Annotated in this window: 1 pseudogene; it reads right to left on the reverse strand. The window is 42.1% G+C overall.

The window, feature by feature from the left end:
* Positions 1-323, reverse strand: a pseudogene (gene pheT, locus CWB66_RS21525) (phenylalanine--tRNA ligase subunit beta); the annotation flags it as partial.

The raw sequence follows: 323 nt of genomic DNA on the forward strand, positions 1-323 counted from the left end.
ATTTTCATCACTGATAAACTTAAGGCCGTGTTCAAATAAGCGAATACGAGGTTGTTGGCGGTTTTGGTTATACGCAACAGATGAAAGCAACCCTGGCATTAAACTTACACGCATCGCTGACATTTCAATTGAAATTGGGTGCGGCAATACCAATGCATTACACTCAGGGTGTAAAATAGCTTGCGCTTTAGGGTCAACAAAACTGTAAGTAATGGCTTCTTCATAGCCACGTGTTACTAAGGCATTACGAAAACGGCTCAGGGCAACAGTTGACTCATCATGCGTGGTCATTTTCAGTTTTGCAGTTGGTGCAACATTAGGAA

The organism is Pseudoalteromonas sp. S558 (genome assembly GCF_005886635.1).
GTDB classification, from domain to species: domain Bacteria; phylum Pseudomonadota; class Gammaproteobacteria; order Enterobacterales; family Alteromonadaceae; genus Pseudoalteromonas; species Pseudoalteromonas aliena.